Here is a 21,595-nt window from a genome sequence, read left to right as displayed (position 1 = left end):
ACTAAATGCGTCTTTGTGAACTATTTCACTCTTACAACCCAAGTATATGAAACTCCTATCTTCGTATATGTGATTGCAGTCATACCAAAATCTAACACTATGTGAACGATCAGGATCGGAGAACTACGGGAGCCAAGGCAACATCTTTTTAGACTTCTTCTTTCTGATAAAAATAACAACCAGAGGAAATACTTAATCGAAATATCCAAATGCTGTGACCCCGGTTGAATTAGGAGAGGTGTAAACACAATGTCATTTTCCACATGGGCGGGTTCGAACCAACCCAACGATAGCGATAATCTTTCTGCCAATCCGAATGGGAAGAACTCAGAGGATATGGACATATCGGTGAATCTGGAAGAAACCATATCCGAAATCAAACAGGTTCTGGGAGATAGTGACGATTTTATTGTATTTGGCTTCCATGTGTTCGGGCAGCATCCGGCTGTATTGTTGTATTTCTCCGATATGACGGATCATGCCGTCATCAATAACACGATATTGAAGCCCCTCAAATATGGGCCGCGCCATATCGATGTAAATAATCTCCCGCATGATGCGTTAATGCAAACCATCATGAAAGATACGCTTTATCATAGCGAGGGGTATTCGGAAAGGAAAATCTCCGTTCTGACCGACAACCTGCTAAGGGGGCAATCCGTCGTTGCCATTGAAGGGCTGGACGAGGCGATTATCATTGACACACGTCAGATCACGCAGCGCGCTATTGAGCAGCCGGCGACGGAGCAGGTAATCCGCGGAGCCAGAGAGGGATTTATAGAGTCCCTGGGGACCAATATCTCTCTACTCCGCTACCGGCTGCAAACCCCAGATTTTCGCGTGAAATCCATGGAGATCGGAACGAAAACCAAATCCAAAGTTGCCATGTGTTACATGGACGGCATAACCAATCCCGGAATCATCAAAGAAGTACAAAAGCGGCTGGATGCCATTGAAATCGACGCCGTTCTGGATTCAGGTTATTTGGAGCAATTCATCGAAGACAACCATTGGTCTCCCTTTCCGCAAATCCAGTATACCGAGCGACCTGACAAAGTCGTGGCGAATCTGCTGGAAGGAAGAGTCGCCATCTTGGTCGATGGCTCCCCTCTGGCCTTGATCGCGCCTACCGTGTTTAGCCAGTTCTATCAGACCGTTGAAGATTATACCGAACGCTTCGTTCTGATGAGTGCGATCCGACTATCCCGTCTGGTTGCTCTAGTATTTTCATTGGTCTTTCCCTCGCTGTATGTGGCGATTATTTCGTTCAATCCTGAGCTGATCCCCACAGAATTTGCGGTCGCCGTTGCCGGCGGGCGTGCAGGCGTACCTTTCCCTGCCATGATCGAAGTGCTTGTCATTGAAATCTCAATGGAGGTTTTAAGGGAAGCTACCATACGATTGCCGCAACAGGTAGGCGGCGCTTTATCTATTGTCGGCGTGCTGGTCATCGGCCAGGCTGCGGTAGCAGCCGGGTTCGCGAGCCCGATAACCGTCGTTATTATCGCTTTAACGACCATTGGCTCTTTTGCAACGCCGGCCTACAATGCGGCTCTGGCTCTTCGCCTGCTTCGTTTTCCGCTGATCATCTTAGCCGGTATCTTCGGTCTATATGGCGTCATGGTCGGAATCATTTTGATTACCAATCATTTATTGTCACTTAAATCGTTCGGGGTCCCATACATAAGCCCATTTGTGCCTGGCAACTTCCAAGGCATGCGGGATCTCCTGACCCGTGGGCCGTTGTGGAAGATGAAGAATCGGCCTTCCTTCCTCCATCCGATTAGCAAGACAAGAATGGGTGATCACATGAAGGAACAGGTGGATCATTCTTCATCCCATATTATGGATCCCGTCCATCCTAACGACGAGAAAGGGCGTTAACTTATGAATGAACAGCGCCAAATCACTGTCACGCAGGCTGCTGCCGTTACAATCAGCACCATAGTTGGAGTAAGCGTTCTTGCACTTCCCTTGGCTGCGGTGAAGGCCGCAGATGCAGGAGCTCCGTTAGTCACTTTTTTGGGAATGCTGCTTGCATTTGTCGGACTTTTTTTCATGACCCGGCTTGGCATGCGGTTCCCGAATGACTCTTACATCGAGTATAGCGAGATCATCATCGGCAAATGGCTCGGAAGAATCGGAGGCCTTCTATCCATTGCATTCTTTGCCGTTTTAAGCTCTCTTGTTGCAAGGGAGTTCGGTGAGGTTGTTGTCACAGCCGTTTTGAAAAATACGCCATTGGAGGTGACTGTACTGGTCATGCTGCTCCTGGCTGCTTTTTCTTCACGCCGAAATATTATGACCTTTGCTTACATTCATTTATTTTACAGCCCCTTTATCCTAATTCCTGCGCTCTTGATCGTCGCCCTGTCGTTAAAAAACGCGGAAATCGTCAATGTTCTTCCTGTGATGGGGAATGAAATTCGAGGAATACCGGCAGGCATTATTACATTGTCCACCATGTTCCAAGGATACTTTATTATGATGATGGTCATCCCTGCCATGTGCAAACCGGAAAGAGCGATGCGCTCCAGCATATGGGCGATGCTGATCACCGGGGTGCTGTATATATTAATTGTCTCGGCAACGGTTAGCGTGTTTGGGGCAGAGGAAACGAAGAAGCTATTGTGGCCGACACTGGAGCTGGCAAAAGCAACTTCATTACCTGCCAATGTACTGGAACGTTTGGATGCGGTCTTCCTTGCTGTCTGGGTAACAGCTGTATTTACATCCTTGTTCTCTTGTTACTACTTTACGATTTACTCGATAAGCAAGTTATTCCGGTTAGCTGATCATGGGATGCTGTCCTTCTTCATCCTTCCGTTTCTGTTCGTCTTGGCCATGCTGCCCCAAAGCTTGATTCATTTGAATGAAGTGAACAGCGTGATATCCAAATTCGGACTGCTGATTACGATCGTTTATCCCGGAGTACTGCTTATCATCGCCAAACTGCGCAAAAAAAGAGGGAAATCCAAATGATCGGAGAAATTTACAGCGGTTATTTGGATGTCGCCATAATGATCTGGGTGTTTTCTGGTTTGTTCAACCTGTTCATCGATACGTATAAGTATGATCAGTCGAACATGGCCAAGGAAAAAAAAGTATCTCGCGTGTTGGGCTGGATCAATATCGCGTTCGTAACGGTTTTGTTCCTGGGTATCGTCCTTGTCAAAGTCCTGGTGTGAGAGAGCATATTCACAGTTGTAGGAGGATTTCAATGAGTACAAGAATAAGCGTTAATCAAAACGTAAAATTCATGATCGTCCTTCTTCTATCGTGCTCACTCCTGACAGGATGCTGGGATCGGATGGAGATTGAAGAGCGTGCTGTCGTTCTAGGGATATCGATCGATACGGCTGATAAGGATGCTGAGGCACGTGAGGATGAAATATCTCATCTTCGCGGGAAATATCCTGCTCCGAAACAGGAATTAATCCAACTATCCGTTCAAATTGCGCTTCCCGGCAGAATACCGCTCGGGCCTGGTGAAGGCGGCGGTTCGGGAGAAGGTGAGCAAGAAACCGTGTGGGTGCTCGATGTTGTAGGACACACGGTCGACGACGCCATGATGAATTTACAGCAGCAAATATCAGGCAAACTGTTTTTTGGCCATCTCCGCGTCATCGTTGTATCCGAAGAGTTTGCCAGAAAAGGAATAGAGAATTTAAACGACTATCTACACCGTAATGCTGAGGTTCGCCGTATGGCCTGGTTAATGATATCGAAAGGAAAAGCAAAAAATCATATGCAAGCAGCACCAAAACTGGAACGTGTCCCGGCGCTGTATCTAGCATCCACATTGGACGATGCCGTAAAGCATGGCAAATTTCCGAGTAACTACATTGGGACGTTCTGGAGCAATTCCTCGAAGAAAGGTCAGGAGGGATTTCTGCCTTATATCAAAATCATGAAGGGGGATAACGTGGAAATCAGCGGAATGGCTTTTTTTAAAGGAGCCAAAATGGTAGGTGTGACAAAACCAATTGAAATTGCCGGATACCTGGTCATCAAGGGAATCAGTCCGGCAGGATACCGGGGAATTATCCATATTGGGGACGATTCCCAGGTCGTAACAATCCATGCGACGAACCGGGAATCGGAAATTAAAGTTGATATCAAGAACGGTATGCCCCATTTTACGATCACGGCGACAACGGAGATTAATATCGAAGAAAAAAACTCTGATACCATCCCGGTAGATAACTCGAAAATTCTGGAGGAAATTGCTCGCGAGAATGAGCGTTCCATTACAGAATTATTAATCGGATTAATCCAAAAGACGCAAAAAAAAGAATCCGATATATTCGGATTCGGCGAATTGGTAAGAGCCAAAGAACCATCGTATTGGAAAAGCCATGTTAAATCTGCAGAGCAATGGGGTGAAATCTATAAAAACGTAACCTTTGATTATCGTGTGACGTCCAAAGTTCGAAGAATTGGGATGAAGGCAGAATAATGGTGCCGGTCATGGTATTCACCTTCATTTCGTCCAGGCTTCCGGGCCGACATCATGGACGGTAAGCGGAGGATTGGATCGCTGCTTGCCTGGCGCATATTCGTCTGCACCCACGTCAGGTATATAGCGAATCTGGCCATCCATGTCGTCCGCTGCAACGAATGGAGTCAGGGCAGCGTCTACGGCTGGACTATAGACGGATAATCGAATGAGACCGTCCTTACTGCGCACCAAATGAAGCTCTTGTTTGGTCATCCCTCTGTCCACGATGGGGTTGTTAGAAATCGGTGCGTTCCCCGAGAGCATATTTCCCTTGTACTCAGCCCGTTCCTGTTCGGGTGCCTGTATCACCGCATCAGTTTCCTGAAATATCGTCCCTGCATGACTAACTATCAGATTGTTATAAATCTTAGTCCCTACCGGCTGATAGGTTCTGCCGCCCAGATTGAAAGTTGTCGTCTGGTTGCCGACATTCACGATTGTATTGTTGTAAATCTGAACGTTATACTGCCGCCAATGTCCGCGCAAAAGTTCCGTTCTTTGTTCGGCAGGCAGATCGCCAAGCCTTGCCGTTTGCTCTTGGTTTCCACCCCAACGAACGATTGGATTCGTACTGCCTTCCGGTCCGCCATCATGTGTTCCGCCATCAAGACGAATCACTTTGTCCGTAAGACCTTCCATGTAATTGTTATAGATTTTGTGATCGTTGCCGTATATCCGGAACCCGCTGCTGCCTGGTGTCACTCCATCGCCAATCAGATGGTTGCCGTAGAAGCTGTTGCGGTTTCCATGTCGCGACACAATACCGCCGTATGAATCACGAATCGTGTTGTACCGTATGATATTGTCACTGCTCTTCACCGATATCACTTCATCTTCACCGTTAAACCCGTCAAACAAATTGTACTGAACCGTAATATAACCGGAAGAGAGCGAGGTACTGGAAAGTCCAAGCCTGATGGCTTCCAACCCGTTGGTTACCCGGGGACCAATCCCGTGGAAATAGTTATACTCAATGACGTCGTATTGCGATATATGCTGTCCACTATGCCCTTCACCATCATAAATCAGGACTGCGCCAAAGCCCTTCTTCGGACCAATATCATTATAAGCGATCCGGTTATGGCTGCTCGTTCCTTCGACTCGAATATAATGTCTGTGAGTGCCATTATCCGTAATGAGCTTCGGATCTTCAAATGGCGTTAACCCCTTATAAACTTCTCCGTTTGGGTCATACCGATCCTCACTGTACCGGCAGCTGTTCTCCAAATTAAGGAGACACCATACATATCGGTTTTGAGCTTTAAATCGGTAGGGCTGGCCTGTTTCATCCAAAGCAAAGGTGTTGCCCAAAATAGAGATTCGGCTGGAGCTTTCCAGCTGAATCCCTGGATGAACCCCGGTAAGCGCCCGTTGCGCCAATCCACGGTCATTCAAGGTCTGCGTTCCATTCTCATCGCCGATCCCGTTCCGGAACGTGAGTCCGCTGACTTCCACATAACTTGAATTTTCAATGTGTATATAACTATTCCCACTAATGATTGCCTTGCCGGGCTTCCCGGTAATCCGAATCGGATAGGCCGCGGAGCCGTGTTTATCCTTCACAACAAACGGACCGTTCTGCTCATAGTTCCCATCCTTCAGTTCAATCAGCGTGCCGGCCACAGCCTGATCCAGTGCCTGCTGCAATTGTTCCGCCGTGCTGACCGAGACGCGCTTCATCTCCGGAAGCTTCACATCTTCCTCCTTCTCTTCGCCAGCGTTTGGAGGAACTGGTGGTTGTGGTTCTTCCGGTGATTCACCCGGCACTTTCCCTACGTAAATCTCTACTTCCATGATACTGTTCCAGTTTCCCGAGCTTCCGCTGGCGTTATTGCCATATCCGATCAACCGCAAATACCTGGCCTTCACCGGTTTCTGTAATACATATGTTTGCATGATACTATCTTCCGGTTTCAGCTGCCGGCTGAACTGTTGTTCAAAAACAACGGTGCCGGATTTGAAATCTTCAGTATTCGAAGCTAATATTTCAAAGCTGGACTGACGCTCTCTGGCATTCAAAAAGGCGATGTTCACATAAGTGACGGTTTGTTCCGTGTCTAGATCAAATTGCAGCCATTGACCTTGACCCGATGCGGACCAGCGGCTTTGCTGGCTCTCCGCGTCCTCGCCCCATATCCCATCCAATACATTCCCCGGTACGTAATTCGTGCCCGGTTGGTAGCTGCTTGCCGTTACCGTGCTCTCGATCCGATTCATACTGCTGCTCCCTTCTGCATCACTCGAAGCCCCTTGGGCTTCTGAAGGCGACATCATCAGTGTACCGATCAAAAGGCTCAAGACGAGACCCATACTTATCGATCTGAGAAACCGCTGGTTTAAAGCGTTTAATAACGTTTTCATATCCGTTCACCCCTCTTCGAATATTAACGTCCCATAACCAATCAGAATACGCGATGGACCCAGCCGCGAAGCTTCGCCAGAGCCTCGATGTAATAATAATCCCCATAAATAAGCGACACATCGATATTCGTATCCGCCGGCTTATGGCCGGTTCCGCCAAGCAGGATTCCTTCATGCTCAGGAGCGTGGAAAGCTGCGTACTCCGTCGACAATGCCAGGACGATTCGCTCAGCAGCTTTCCGGTATACAGTCCCCACCTCCGGAGTTGTCAAAGCAGCGAGCTCCAACAAACCGGAAGCTGCAATGGCCGCAGCGGAGGTGTCACGAGGCTCGGTATCGGGATTCGGTACCCGGAAGTCCCATGGCGGGACCCCGTGCCCCTGTAAGGAAGCTATAAAATGATGAGCTACCCGCTCGGCGGCGTACAAATAATCCTTATTATTCGTGTAACGGTAAGCGTTAGCCATCCCATACAGCGCCCACGCATTCCCTCTTGACCAGCAGGAATCCGGGGCATATCCCTGCCAGCCCATATACTCCAGCAGTTCCCCGCTTTCCGGATCAAACGAAACAACATGACAGGTGGATCCATCGGCACGGATCATATGCTGCAAAGCCATATTCGCATGGGCATTCGCAACGTGGCGAAATCTTGGGTCTTCTCCTTCCTCGGCAGCCCAGTACAAGAGGGACAGGTTCATCAGGCAATCGATGATAGCCCAGCCCGGGAGATCCTTGTTCCATGCCCTGATGTACTGGCCTGCCAAATTAAATCGTCCGGCCAGAAAGTTAGCTGCCGCAAGCCCTCGCCTTCTACCATCTGCATCGCCGGTTAACTTATATTTCAGTACGGCTGTCGGCAAATACTGAAACCCGACATCATGATGAAAGCGACTTTCTTCCAGAGTCAATCGTTCCATCCGTATATCCCACTCCCACGCCGCTTCCTTGTACTTCGCATCTCCGGTCATATCGTAAAAAATCCACAACATTCCCGGCCAAAACCCTGAAATCCAGTTGTCCAGGGTCAAGCCGTCGTATTCCCCGTCCTTGGCCGCATGCGGAGCAAGCTCAGGCTTTCTAGCCAACATCCGGTCCACCTTCAACTGAGCACCATTCCACCACATATCCAAATCGAGTTCATGTTGAATCTTTAATTTACTCATCATTTTCCTCCTGTCGTTATCCTTTAATGGCACCAATTAAAGCACCTTTCACAAAATACTTCTGCAAAAACGGATAGACCAGCAGAATCGGTACCGTCGCAACGATAATGGTCGCATGCTTCAGCGTTTCACCGATAACGGCCACCTCCCCTCCGCTCGCTCCGCTTGCCATGGAGCTTGCATCATTCAGAAGCAGCAGCTCCCGCAGGACAAGCTGAAGCGGATACAAGGAACGATCCTGCAAATAGATCATGGCCTGGAACCATGAGTTCCAGTGACTTACACCGTAATACAGCAGCATGACGGCTATGACCGGCATGCACAGCGGTATCATAATCCGGAATAGGATGACGAATTCATTGGCTCCATCGATCTTGGCGGATTCCTCCAGACTATCAGGCACCGCCTCAAAAGCCGTTCTCATGATAATCAGATTAAAAGCAGATATGGCCTGCGGAATAATTAAGGACCACAGCGTATTGGTAAGCTCCAGGCCTTTCACTGTAAAATACAAGGGAATCAAGCCCCCGCTGAAGAACATGGTAAATACGATAAACAGCATCAGCTGCTTACGATATCGCAAACCCTTACGGGAAAGCGCATACGCTCCGAATGCGGTCAATATAATATTGATCGCCAAGCCTCCTGATACGATAAGGAACGTATTTAAATATCCTTGAATAATCATCGGATTATCAAACACGAGCCGGTAAGCGTTAAATGTTATATCCAGCGGCTTCCATAGAATCCCCGAATGCTGCATGTAACGGGTAGGATTACTCAAGGAAGCAAACAGCACGTAAATCAATGGGTATAACGTACACAACGTGATTACGGTCAACAAGATGTAATTAAAAACATCAAACAGCTTTTCACCAACCGATCGATTGCCAGCTCTCCATTCCATTCCTTTCACCTCCTACCACAAGCTGGTTTTGTTCATTCTGCGGCTCAGCCAGTTTGAGCCGATGACAAGCGTGAAATTGATGGCGGAATTGAACAGCCCTACTGCCGAACTGAAGCTGTAATTGAATTCCTGCAGCCCGACCCGGTACACATAGGAGCTTATGACGTCTGCGGTATCGTAGATTGAGGGGTTGTAGAGCAGGATGACTTTCTCGCTGCCGACGTTCATCAGCCTGCCGATCTCAAGAATGAATAGGATGATAATCGTAGGCATGATCCCCGGCAAAGTCACATTCAACATCTGCCTCCACCGGTTGGCTCCATCGATCTTCGCGGCCTCGTATTGTTCCTGGTCGATACCGGCCAGGGCGGCAAGGTAGATAATGGTCCCCCAGCCGATGTTCTGCCAAATTCCGGAGGTTACGAAGAGGGTCCGGAAATATTCAGACTCCAGCAGAAGAGAGACCCGTTCCCATCCGAGAAAAGCCAAAATATCGTTGATTAACCCGTCACTCATCGTAAATTCCTTAATAATGCCGCAAACAACGACCAGCGAAATAAAATGCGGCATATACGTTATGGTTTGAACCGTGCGTTTGAATGCGGCTTTTCTCACCTCGTTCAGCAGGAGCGCCAATATAATGGGTGCCGGAAAGCCAAAGAGCAGTTCATAAAAGCTGATTAACAGCGTATTTTTGACAACCCGCCAGAAATAAATGCCGTTAAAAAACGATTCGAAGTGCTCCCAGCCGGCCCATGGACTTCCGATGATGCCAAGACGTGGAGAGAACTCCTTAAAGGCGATGGATGCCCCGTACATGGGGAAATAATGAAAAACCGCGAAATATAGAAGTACCGGAATTAACATGATGTACAGGAAACGATTTTTACTAATGTCCTTCAGCAAGCCCCAATTTCGAGGATTCAGTCCTGCCGAGTTAGATGGTTTAGAAGGAATTGACGTGCGTGTCGGAGGCGGAATTTTCGCCATGCCGTGCTCACTCCTTATGCTCTGTCTATTGAAGGTTCAAGTTACCGAGGGGGATGAACCCGCTCCATTCCCCTCGGCTCAAGATGTCATTATCGGCTGTTGTATCGATCCAGAGCGCTTTGATAGATTTCAACCGCACGCTCAATCCCCAGCTTCTTGATTTGTTCCACATACTTGTCATAACTCTCCATCGGCTCCTTGCCGACAATAAACTTGACAAACATTTCCTCTTTATAGTTACTTACTTCAGTTAAAATCTTGCCAAGCTCTTTGCTTTCTTCGGCGGTTGGCGTCAGGAAGCCAGGCAGTGTATGCTTCTCGGCATCCGTTTTCGCCCATACTTTCACGGCCTCATCCTGCTCAGGAAACGTATTCCAGTTCCGACGTTCATCCGCTTCGTATGGTCCATTCGGCTTGGAATACTGCGATACCATCTGCTGCAGACTGTATTTCTCATTGTTTTTAATCAAATCGGTATAGACAGGAGCACCGTTCTCCATCGCGTAGCTCTCTCCTTCAATGCCGAAGTTGTAGAGCATCGCGCCCTCATCGCTGTAGGCATAATCAAGCCAGCGTACAATCAGTTCCGGATTTTTCGCAGCGGTTGTGATGGCTTTGCTTGGTCCCGGATTGTACTTGAAATCCCGTTGTCCTATAAAAGGAACTTCGTCTTTAAGGAGTGTTGGATATGGAGCGCCAACCAGCTTGAATTTCGGATCCTGCCCCTTCATGGCATCCATCCATTTTCCCATGCCGCCGCTGAGAAGATGCACTGTAGCGCCGGTCTGCCCGGTCAGAATCTTGTTATCCAACGCTTTGGTATCGGTGAGCGCAAAATCCTTGTCAAACAATCCTTCCGCAAACCACTTGCGGAATAAGGCCAGAAAATCTTTATACTGCGGATCTATAGGTCCATACTTCACCTTGCCTTCATCGTCCACATAGAAGGAATTTGATGTGCGGTAAGCTCCGATAAACGCATCGCGAATCTCAAAATTCCCTCCGGTGTAAGTCACGCTGAGCGGTGCTTTGGCCCCCTTCTCGTCGCGAAAGGCGATTAACGTCTTCTCCCACTCCTCTATAGTCGTTGGTACTGGAAGACCAAGCTCATCCAGCCAATCCTGACGGATCATGGGGCCACGGAAGACGAGCCCGGACGGATTGCGAATCATGGGAAACACATAATATTTGCCGCTGTCTGTCTTGACCATTTGGTCAAGCGTCGGATCCGCTTCGAGTTTCTTCTTCAGGTTCGGCGCGTACTGATCAATCAGCTCATTGAGCTCCAGAATGACGCCGTCCTGAATGGCTTTCTCCGGTCCGCCCGGATAAGAGCCCGCACTTCGTCCGGTCCAATCGTATTCAATGACATCCGGTAGCTCATCGGACGCAATCATCAGATTGAATTGCTCGGCCGTCTGCTGATCATTCGGATGGATATACTCCACCTGAACTCCTGTTTTATCGGCAAGCGCCTTCCCGAACGGCGTTTCTGCAAGGTTAGAATAGAAGGTTACCGCATTCATGTTCAAGATTTCCCACGACGTGATCGATTCGGTTGTATTTAGCGGATACGATGAACCGATTGCAGTGGATGTACCCTTCCCAGCCTCGTTCGGCTTAGCGTCCGGCGTGTTATCCTTACTTCCAGACGAACATCCCGCAAGCACCAGACTCGTTAACAATATGGCGGTCAGTCCTGACTTCAAATTTCGCAACAAGCTGTCTTTGACCAGCAAACGTTGAACCATCATCATTCCCCCGATTGTAAGATAAGGTGTCGGATAGGCCAGCATGTTGCCCTATCCGTTGTCATTGTTCAATAAAACCCGTATCCCTTACCATAGACAAAATCTAAAATCGCAGGCAATTCCTTAAAAATCGATGGTTTTTCATGAAAAATCCGGTTTACAGTGCGGCTTTCTGATATTTCCCGGGGGTCACGCCTTCGAATTTTTTAAAGATTCGCAAAAACGTGCTGACATCCGCATAACCGACCTGGCTAGCGATTTCATTGACGGTAAGCTTTTGCAGAACAAGCAGTTCTTTCGCTTTGGACAGACGGAGGCGGTTAATGGTATCCAGTAAGGCTTCTCCTGTAAACTCCTTGTACAGTCTCGATACGTAGGAGGGGGTCATCTGAAAAGCGTCGCCAATCATTGAAATATTCAATTTCGGGTCATACAGATGCTCTTGGACATACTGCGAGACATCTTCGATTAAATAACGGTGGTGATTCCGTTTCTCGGCAAGGATCCATTCACAGACCTGCGAAAGCATCTGTTTCATCCGTTCCTTCATCTCCGGCACATGATCGCATTCGAGCAATAGATCCGCATCGATGATATGATCTTCATAGGTTCGCTTGCTGCCCGCTCTCACTTCCTCAAGCGTATTCAGCATCGTGCTTGCCAGGTTGTACATCAGGCATTTGGCGAGTGGAACCGAAACCGGGTGCTTGGAAAAGTTGGCTTGGAATATATCATCCAAAATGGCTTCCGCTTTGTCGTAGTTCCCGCTCTTCACCAAGCCTATAAACTGCTGCTCGACACTTAGAGGATAATAAAATTGACGGAATTGCTTGCTCCTGTCCATAAGAGTGTCCGTATACGGGATGAACTGCCCGCTCCCCATCACAATCCGATATTCAAGCGCGGCCTGCGCTTCTTGATAAGAAAGCGCGATGCCGTGCAAATCCGAATGAACCTGACCCACAGCTACTGTAAGCTCTGCTTCGATATGCTTTCGCATGAAATCTTGAACCTGGGCCAGTATTCGATTCAATACGGTTTGCTCCTGCTCCGCTGGCAGGCTTGCTTCGAAATTAACGACACAAGCAAGCGCATCGTTCATTTCTGTTGTAAACACAAGCGCTTCATCGGAAGCCGTATCCTCAAGCACATTCGTTAGTATGAAATAAAGCATTTGCTGCTTATGATCCGGGAGCCCGCGAATGCCAAACTGCTCAAACTTGCCATAATGATCGATCGATATCAGCAGGACAACAGATCGGTCGGATTGAAACTGTATATCATGTGCAGGCAGCGTTGTATGGAGAGACTGATCATGATCGGCGTATCCCTTTAAGAGTCGCCGCAACAAATGCGCCCGTATTGTATTGCGATGCTTGTGAAGCGCCGTTTGCATATCTGCCTTGTCATGAAAATATTGCTGAATCGTCCCCTGCAGGAACGTGTATTCATTGGCTCCCCCGTCAAACCTCAGTCCGAATTTTTTGGATAAACTTTGCAGCATCACTTGAACCGGCATATAGTTTCTGCGTAAAAACAAAACCGTAACAATACCTCCAATTAATAAGCTCAGGGCGATGCTGATCCATGTCAGTTGGCGTAAGTCTTTCATTTTCTCATTGAATAATGCCGCTGGCAGTACGGATACATATTTCCATCCGGTTACTTGCGACGTGATATAGGAAACCGCGAACTGCTCCGCGTCCGAGCCTATATAGATCATTCCGCTATCGCCTTCCAGCTGCTCATAACTTATACCAGCAGGTACAGCCGGATCCTGTCCTGATGCAGCGATATACCGGCTATCCATATCTATAATGAACATACTCGCATCCTTTTGCCGGGGAGCGCTCTCGATTAGTTTCGAATCCTTGATCAAGAACAGGACAACAGCCGGGGGCTGGGCCGGTGAATTAAATACGAGGGAATGTGCAAATACGACCACCGGGAAGCTTTGAAGACCATCTTGAAACTCCATCGATTTGTAACCGTTTACATATCTTTGCTCGAACAATCCCATCCACTTCTCATAGAAGGGTTCGTCATTCTGCCGCAGCTTTTGATAGAGCCCTCTGCCGCTCGTATGACCATACGTCGAAATCACCGTATCACTGTTCAAATACATCACGTAAATATCCTCAATCGAATCGTTTGCATTTTTATAAGTTCGCAGGCTTTCCGAAATGTTGAACACATCGTAATACTGAGGATCACGAATCGGTAACTCCACGCTGGAGAATGCCGATATCCCCTTATTTAACGCAATTTCCAGGCTTAATCGCTCCAGACTCTTCAGCTTGCTGTCAATGGACATTTCCATCTGCTGAAGAAGCAATTCGTTCGCCCGATTGGTCTCGCTCTTCACTTGATGGTATGAGAATGAATACAGCACGAAGCTGATCAGAATCGGCACCATTAATACGGTGACATAAGAGAACAGCCATGCCACAATGACGCTGCGGTTATATTTACGAAGGATGCTGAACATGTGATTTTCCTCCTTATAGCCTTTTGTGATAACAAGAGCAGCCTTCATAGGGATAAGGCTGCTCTAAAAACAAGAACGGTTGCAGGTTTTACGAATAACTACGAATTATTGGGGAATCCCATACAATCTCCATGGTTTACGACTGCCAAACAGATTGCATTTGCCCTTCTCAGCAGGGACAGGCGAGATGCGGAATCGAGTGGATCCGCTCCAACGGGCCCTGTAAATGTAAGCTTCCTCACCAGGCTTCAGAGCCAGATCGATCATCCCATCTGCCTGGATCGGACACTTCCTGGAGATTCCCCCGATGTCAATAAACAAGCCGTCTTCCGCAGATGTGGACATATCTGTTACGATCCGGCAGGGCTCTCCGGCAAGACTGCAAATATGTATCCAAGCGGTGCGTCCCTCTTCCCGAACAGCGCTAACAAGAAAGCCTCCTTCTGTCCGCAGATGATGGAATACCGACTCCGGCCACTCTTTAGGGACTGCAGGGAAAACATAGATCCGCTCCCCTCTGCTCTGAAGCAGCATGTCATGGATCGATTCCGCCCCGGCCAGCGGCGTTTCGATAACCGGTCCCGCTTCTTTGTACATCGTGTTCGGCTTAATGAGATGCATTAAACTCCGCAAATACGCGAGGGCTTCATCTCCTAAACCTAACTTGGCTGCGATGGAGGCGGCTCCGGTGAAGCTAAATCCGCGCAAATCTCCTTCAAGGCCGATCCAATGCCGGAGCGAGCGAAGAATCAGCGCCTTCTCCTCTTCGGTATCGCCAACGATATGCAGTGGAAAGGCCGCCAGCATATGGCTGAAATGGCGGTGTCCGAATTCCATACGCTGACCCTCGCCGATCATATATCCGGATGAATCCACCGGAAAAGGTACCAATCGCTCAAGGACTTCACGCCAGCGATCGTGCAGCGGATCATGAACACCAAGCTGATTCGTCATGCGGATTAAGGTTTCACATCCCCAGCGCAGCAGCGCTAAATCATAATGAGAATCGGCTGTTTTCAGCTGCTTAAAGGACCCATATTCCGGTGAGATTGTGGGAGGTAAATGAAGACAGCCGTCCTGCCCTTCCTCAAGAAGGTGCAAATATAAACCTACACTGCGCCGGAGGAGAGGATATATCAAGCTTCGCAGCAGATGATCATCCATGGCATAACGGTAATGACGCCAAGCGTTATGCATGACCCAAGTTAAATTCCCCACCTCATCCGTGACCGGACTGTCCAGATCATAGCTTGAGCTTCGACCGAGGCCTGCCGAGTCCGCACGGTAAGCTTCGGGAACATTACGGATCAGTTGGTCCTGATGCTCCTGCAGGGAACGAATCAGCGACATGCCCAGATGGAGGCGGTTCGCCGTATAAATCGGAGAGTAGCTCATCTGCACGTTCATATTGAACCATAATCCAGGCCATGGCGTAGATGTGAGCCACGGACCTTGATTATCGATAGGGTATGAGTCCCCACGGGTCGCAGAAGCCAGCTTATACATCTGTATCCAGTAAAAGCTTTCCAACTGCGTATCCGGTATCGAAATGAAGCTTTCCGGATAGTAATGATGCCACCACCTGCGATGGGCATGAATCCAGGCTTCCCATCCTGAGGTTGGGCTCGGCACAGACCGAAGCTCCCGTACCGCTTGGTCACGAACGGCATCTTCCGTGCCATTCATCACGGTTAAGATAACGCTTTGCCGATGCCAGCTTCCCGATTCCTGTTCAGTCTGGTCAGAGCGACGAGTTAGCCAAGCTGTAGTGCAGCCTTCTCCGGTTTCATATTTCTGAACGCCGACTGAAACCTCACCGAATTCCATAAGCTGAACGATGGTTTCGGGAATGTATTGGTTGAGATTTATCCCGTCCGCATTCTTCAAAATAGGATCAACCTCCGAATAGGCGTACCACTTCAGCTTCGCATCGCGTTCACCTTCATCTGCATCCAACTCCACGACAAGTACGGGAGCTAATGCATGCACAAACGCACGAATTCTGACTTCTCCCTTTGTTGTCGGTATAACCGCCCTCAATTCCGCGTTCCATAATTCCACCCGCATTTCAAAGGGCTGATAATTCCATCCCTCCAGCTCTAATGCAAGCTCGCCAATAGGTACGCGTACCGGGAAAGCCTGTTCACCCGGACGTGACGCGATTATATCGGAACGTCCAAGCACAAAACGCAGCACATTCCGTTTATCCCGATGTTCTTCGCTGTAGATCATCGCTCCGAGCAGGCCGTTTCCAAGAAAAGCCCCTTCATCCCAGCTGATCGGACGCGTTGTCCACAACATATCGTGTCTTGACATAAACACTGGCCAGTCAATTGCATTCTCAATGCGGGTAATCACGATATCCCTCCTATTACAATGAAATGTTGTTTCTTATGTGCGCCTGCTTGAATTCCGATGGTGTCATCTGCGTATATTTTTTGAACACATCGGTAAAATACCGCCGCTCTACATAACCTAGCGAATCCGCAATCTCCTGGATTTGCCGATCCTCCAAGAGCAGCCGCTTGGCCAGCTCCATCCGTTCTTGAGTAACAAATTGGCTAAATGCCATTCCCGCCACTTTCTTGAATAAGCTGGCAAAATAACTCGGGCTCAAGTGAACTGCCTTCGCGCAAGCACTTAAGCTGAGGTCCTGATCCAGATTGGATTTCACATAGTGAATGGCTTCCTGGATGATTTTTGCGGCGGCGGAGCGATTCTGATTCTCGATGCGTTCACAGCCTAGCGTCACGATGCTATGCAGAATCTTCTTCATGTCCGTTAAGGACCTCTCCGAGCTGACTCGCCCTTCCCGAACGATCATGTTCAAATCGGACAGTTCATTCATCGGTACCTTATCTTGAATCGCCCTTAGCATCATGTACGCCAGCTCGTAGTAGAGGCTGATGAAGTATTCCGGCTTGGGAAGCGGCGACCTGTCCGTGAACTCATTCAGGATATGATCGAGCGTCAGTAAGGCTTGGTCGACGTTTCCGGATTGTAAGGCATATACCATTTCCTGCTCTGCGGTCCGTATACTGCGCGGCAAGGACATTTCTGTATTAGCTATATCTTCATATGAAATCACCGCGTTGCCTCCGGTATAGAAATGGTATGACAGGGCATGCAAAGCCTGATCATACGATGAGTACAGTTCATGGATATACGTTACGGGTCTGCCAATTCCGATGGATGTCGTTAATGAAGTATATAATCTAACATGCTGACAGCACGCTTCTGCTATAGCTGCTGCTGAAGCTGATAACGGTGTATTCAACACCGCTACCAGGCGGTTAGCCGAATCCCGGAATACCATCCCCTTTGTATACAAAGCGATGGTCTCCTCCGTAATATTCTTCAATGCAAACCGGGCGAGCTCTATTTCATTCATCGGTGACTCTCGGTGCTTGTCAGCAAATCCATCGATTTCAAGAATCATGACGAGCAGATGCCTGGACTCCAGATCAGGCTTTACATATTCCCACCGCTGCTCCGCTTCATGTTCGTCCACCTTATGATGTAACAATAACGTGAACAATTCCTGACGCAGGAACGGCATACTCTCCTGAACCCGCTGCTCTAATTCAGCGATATGATCCTCTTGGTTTCGTATCGCTGCAATTTCTTTTTTGGCCTTTACAACAATTTCCTCGATATGAGCTAGTGAAAAGGGCTTCGTTATGAAGTCAAACGCCCCAAGCTGAACCGCTTGCCTGGCATATTCAAAATCGCTGAAACCTGTCATCAATATGACTTTGCTGCGAGGCAGCAGCTCTTTGACGCGTCGGGTCAATTCCAGACCATCGAGCTTCGGCATTCGAATATCGGTCACGATGATATCCGGTCTGCACGAGGTGATCAACATGAGTCCGTCTTCTCCATTGATTGCCGTTCCGCTTACGGTTATCCCATGACGTTCCCAGTTGATTTGCTTGGATACGCCATCGACGACACTCTGAATGTCATCTATAAAGCAAATCGTTGTCGTTATTGCGCTCATCTGCTTTTAGTCAACTCCCTTCAAGTCGTGGGTAACGGGGGATGATAATCGAAACTCGGGTACATACATTAGGTTCGCTTTCCATGTACAAATCTGCCGAGCTTCCATACTGAAGCTGTAATCGCAATCGGACATTATTTAACGCATAACCCGATGTAGGAGAGGATGCCGGTTGTCGAAGAAGTGGATCAGTTGGATTCTTTTCGTTCAGCCCCATACCGTTATCTTCCACGTTGAAATACAGATAGGTGCTATCCTGTTTCACCTGAATTCGAATGAACCCGCCCTCATTACGATCGTTAAAGCCGTGCAGGATTGAATTTTCAACCAGCGGCTGCAGCATGATTTTTAAGATCGGGTGCTGCATATCCACTAAGGGATCAACCTCGATATTGTAGGTAAACAGCGTTTCATAGCATTTCTGCTGAATGTTTAAATACTGCTCCACGTGGAGCAGCTCATGTTCAAGCGTCGTCATCTCATTGCCGCGATTGAGGCCGAGCTGAAACAGCTGTGATAAGGACAGCACCATTTCCTGCACATCCTCCAATTGATTCAACTGGCACTTCCAGTAAACCGTGTTAAGTGTGTTATATAGAAAATGAGGATCAATTTGAGCTTGCAGGGCTTTCATCTCGGACTGGCGTTTATCCTTCTCTGCCTGCTTCACAACGTCAAACATTTCATTAAGCTCTTCCAGCATCCGGTTAAAGCGATAACCGACCTGCGTAATCTCATCATTGTATTCGCTTTCATAACGTACGTTAAGATCGTTCATCTCCACCCGTTTCATTAGTGATTGCAGGTGGCTTAACGGTCTTATAAGCAAACGGGTTAGCATATTGGCAAAAGCAAACGACACGAGCAAGCATCCCGTAATAACTCCGAGAATGGTCAGCTTGATGCTGTCCATCTGCTTCATCAACTCCGATTTAGGCAGGAAGCTGAATAACGTCCACTCCTTCACTCCACCTAGCTTGGTAAAGTTAACCAGGTACTCATAACCTTGATCCGAATACTCAAAGCTTCCCTGCTCAGCTGTTAAGGCCTCCCTATATTTAGGCTCATGTTTCAGCGTATCCGCAATGGCAGAATCGTTTAACAGCACATCGCTCCCATCGGATGAGGCCAAGAGATGGAACTGTTTGCGATTTTTATCCTCCGAGGCAATTAAGGATCGGATCGAGTCGATTTTGATATTCGCTACAACGAAAATATCCTCGATGTAATGGGAGGGTATGCCCTCCATCACAAAGGAAATGACGTTCTCCCTGCTGGAAAAGAAATTGTCCTCATGACCGGCCACCCATAATTTGCGCTTCTCGCTTTTGACAAGCGTATACAGCTCCGAGTCATAGAACGAATGGGAGAAGTTACGCTGCTGACTTGTCTGGTAATAGTCACCCTCACGCGTGGCGATAAGAATAGAATCGATAACAGGTTCATACAGCTTGGTCTGCACAAAAGTCGATTGCAGCCCGGACAGATGTGTATAATAATTCTCCGCCTCCGAGTAACTGCTGTCCATTCCTAACGCTCTTCGGTATGCGGTATTGACCATCATCGAGTAAACCGCTTGTGTGATATGATTCAGCTTCTCATCTAACACCTTCGAAGTTTGATGAATCGTTTCCTGACTTAGCTGATAAGCATTGTCCTTCACAACTTCCTCCGCGATCATGTAACTTAACGCGCCTGCGGTAGTAACCGCAAAGATGACAATGAGCATAAACGCGATCCAGATTCGGCGTCTGAACGATAATCGGTAGAGCATAGATCAACATCCTCCGTCTCTAAGTTTCGGCTGTGGCTGCAGTTGTCCGTAATAGTAGATCAATCACTTTGCCATGAGACATCCTGAGGATGCAGCGGATCAAATGACGGTATAGCTTGCGTATTCACTCTGCCGGCGGCCCGTTCCTGATCTAATGCTGCGTTGTAACGCGCGTTCAGATCCTCAACCAACCGATCAAGATCTCCGCCGATCATGATGTACTTGACGAATTCGTCCTCCCACTCCTTTCCTTTTGGTTTGAATCCTTGCGGCGATGCAGGCCATATCCCGTCATAATCACCTGGAAAAAAGCCGGTGATACCGTCGATATCGGGTTTCCTGGCTTTAGCGGCTACCGCATCCACCGATAAAATGCCAAGTCCGGCTTCCTGATACCCGATCAGCACTTCATCGCTATACATATAACGGAGAAATTTCCAAGCTTCCTCCTTGTGCTTCGACTGGCTGCTAATCGATAACCACCTTGTCGCTCCAACTCCCTGATTGATCACTCCTTTATAGGTTCCGTCAATCGATGGGGGAAGTGCAGCTCCCCACTTGATCTTGGCCGGAAACTGAAACTTATAAATGCTGGGTTCTGAAGAATAGGACAGATACATCCCGATCTTCCCGTCGGCAAACTGCGCCCGCAGCGGATCGATGTCCAGGGATTCTGATCCCGGCAGCGTACTGCCGTTCTCCACCATGGTCCGGAACGCGCTAATAATCGGTATAAACCCCGTAAAATCATAGTTGCCTGTTGAAAAGTCATAACCATCGCCGCTGATTCCGCTTATTTCCGCAATCGGAACGGCTGACCGGCCAAGAGCGCTGGCAGGAATTTTATAGGGTAGCGCAAAACCGTAAACGCCATCCGCTTTTCCAATTTCGGTAATCCGGCTCGCCGCTTCCACCAACTCGTCAAGCGATTTCGGAGGTGAAGTTATGCCGGCCCGCTCAAACAGCTCCACATTATAAATAAGCCGCAAGGTTGATCCGCTGTTAGGAAGACTGTATATGTATGGATCAAACACATTATATCCCTCAATAAAGGCTTGCTTCCCGAACCTGTTTCTGATCTCGGGCGTTAAATATTCGTTTAATGGCTCTACATAGCCTTTTCGAGTCATTTCAGCAAGATCGATCGGGGTGAAGATATCAGGGGATTGCTCACTCACAAATGACAAATCAAGCGATTGGGCAAAATCATCTGCCATAACCGTCATCTCAACCTCAATAAAATCGGAATTCTCTTGGTTATAACGATGAATGACCTCTTTGATATAATTCGCGTCATGGCGCCCCGTTGACCAGAATCTCAGCTTTGTCTTTTCTTCGGCACCAGACATATCCGATGCCGTTGAGTGCGAAAATAGACGATCAGAGCCCTGCCCTTTGCCACCCTGCATGCACCCTGTTACGGTTATGCTCAAGCACATCAATGCAACCAGCGGTAATCTCCACGTGATCATGCACACACCCTCCTTGTGCTTGTATCGTAGCATAACCTATTTTGTGGATATAGACAGAACGGTAAAAAAACTGTAAAGGGAAGAATATCGATTCATCTCCCCATACGGAAAAGGCTACCCCAAGCAAATGCCTGGCGGTAGCCTTCTCATGATCCTTATGTCATGCTTACGTCTAGCTTGAACCT

General features: G+C 48.3%; 14 protein-coding genes. 4 read left to right on the top strand and 10 right to left on the bottom strand.

The genetic code is table 11. The annotated features are described in order from the left end of the window. Positions 1-249 precede the first annotated feature (249 nt). Genes NYE54_RS15920 through NYE54_RS15905 form a run of 4 tightly spaced genes read left to right on the top strand, consistent with a single transcriptional unit; the run spans position 250 to position 4,459 of the window. On the top strand, positions 250-1,884 hold the full coding sequence (locus NYE54_RS15920) for a spore germination protein (RefSeq protein WP_339273120.1): 1,635 nt from the start codon (positions 250-252) through the stop codon (positions 1,882-1,884). A 3-nt stretch (positions 1,885-1,887) separates the two neighbouring features. Next, the gene (locus NYE54_RS15915; protein ID WP_339273118.1) at positions 1,888-2,982 is read left to right on the top strand and encodes an endospore germination permease; all 1,095 of its coding nucleotides are present in this window, start codon (positions 1,888-1,890) and stop codon (positions 2,980-2,982) included. Beyond that, on the top strand, positions 2,979-3,188 hold the full coding sequence (locus tag NYE54_RS15910; RefSeq protein ID WP_076323349.1) for a CLC_0170 family protein: 210 nt from the start codon (positions 2,979-2,981) through the stop codon (positions 3,186-3,188). Before NYE54_RS15915 ends, NYE54_RS15910 begins: the two co-directional genes overlap by 4 nt. 32 nt (positions 3,189-3,220) lie before the next feature. Then, on the top strand, positions 3,221-4,459 hold the full coding sequence (locus tag NYE54_RS15905) for a Ger(x)C family spore germination protein (protein WP_339273116.1): 1,239 nt from the start codon (positions 3,221-3,223) through the stop codon (positions 4,457-4,459). Positions 4,460-4,483: 24 nt separating this feature from the next. Here the strand turns inward: NYE54_RS15905 and NYE54_RS15900 are convergent, their stop codons facing one another. The 10 genes from NYE54_RS15900 to NYE54_RS15855 all read right to left on the bottom strand — a co-directional run bounded on the left by NYE54_RS15900 (position 4,484) and on the right by NYE54_RS15855 (position 21,410). Beyond that, positions 4,484-6,862 (bottom strand): chondroitinase-B domain-containing protein, encoded by a 2,379-nt coding sequence (locus NYE54_RS15900; RefSeq protein WP_339273114.1) that lies wholly within the window; start codon positions 6,860-6,862, stop codon positions 4,484-4,486. 41 nt (positions 6,863-6,903) lie between these two features. Then, complete coding sequence (locus NYE54_RS15895; protein ID WP_339273112.1) at positions 6,904-8,028, bottom strand: glycoside hydrolase family 88 protein; 1,125 nt, start codon at positions 8,026-8,028, stop codon at positions 6,904-6,906. Positions 8,029-8,044: 16 nt separating this feature from the next. Beyond that, entirely contained in the window at positions 8,045-8,935 is an 891-nt protein-coding gene (locus NYE54_RS15890; protein WP_339273110.1) for a carbohydrate ABC transporter permease, read from the bottom strand. A 12-nt stretch (positions 8,936-8,947) separates the two neighbouring features. Beyond that, entirely contained in the window at positions 8,948-9,925 is a 978-nt protein-coding gene (locus NYE54_RS15885; protein ID WP_339273108.1) for an ABC transporter permease subunit, read from the bottom strand. Positions 9,926-10,014: 89 nt separating this feature from the next. Continuing rightward, positions 10,015-11,676 carry an extracellular solute-binding protein gene (locus NYE54_RS15880; protein WP_339273107.1) on the bottom strand — a complete coding sequence of 554 codons (1,662 nt, stop codon included), beginning with the start codon at positions 11,674-11,676 and terminating at the stop codon, positions 10,015-10,017. Between the two features lie 157 nt (positions 11,677-11,833). Beyond that, complete coding sequence (locus tag NYE54_RS15875; RefSeq protein WP_339273105.1) at positions 11,834-14,164, bottom strand: helix-turn-helix domain-containing protein; 2,331 nt, start codon at positions 14,162-14,164, stop codon at positions 11,834-11,836. A gap of 105 nt (positions 14,165-14,269) precedes the next feature. Next, a complete protein-coding gene (locus NYE54_RS15870; protein ID WP_339273103.1) occupies positions 14,270-16,522 on the bottom strand; it encodes a glycoside hydrolase family 95-like protein in 2,253 nt (750 codons plus the stop codon). A 13-nt stretch (positions 16,523-16,535) separates the two neighbouring features. Beyond that, on the bottom strand, positions 16,536-18,164 hold the full coding sequence (locus NYE54_RS15865; protein ID WP_339273101.1) for a response regulator: 1,629 nt from the start codon (positions 18,162-18,164) through the stop codon (positions 16,536-16,538). 10 nt (positions 18,165-18,174) lie between these two features. Next, positions 18,175-19,938, bottom strand: coding sequence for a sensor histidine kinase (locus NYE54_RS15860; protein WP_339273099.1), 1,764 nt, complete (start codon positions 19,936-19,938; stop codon positions 18,175-18,177). A gap of 59 nt (positions 19,939-19,997) precedes the next feature. Then, positions 19,998-21,410 (bottom strand): extracellular solute-binding protein, encoded by a 1,413-nt coding sequence (locus tag NYE54_RS15855; RefSeq protein ID WP_339273098.1) that lies wholly within the window; start codon positions 21,408-21,410, stop codon positions 19,998-20,000. Between the last annotated feature and the right edge of the window lie 185 nt (positions 21,411-21,595).

It is taken from the genome of Paenibacillus sp. FSL K6-1330, assembly GCF_037976825.1.
Taxonomy (GTDB): Bacteria; Bacillota; Bacilli; order Paenibacillales; family Paenibacillaceae; genus Paenibacillus_AQ.
This window is presented reverse-complemented; position numbering and strand designations above follow the sequence as displayed.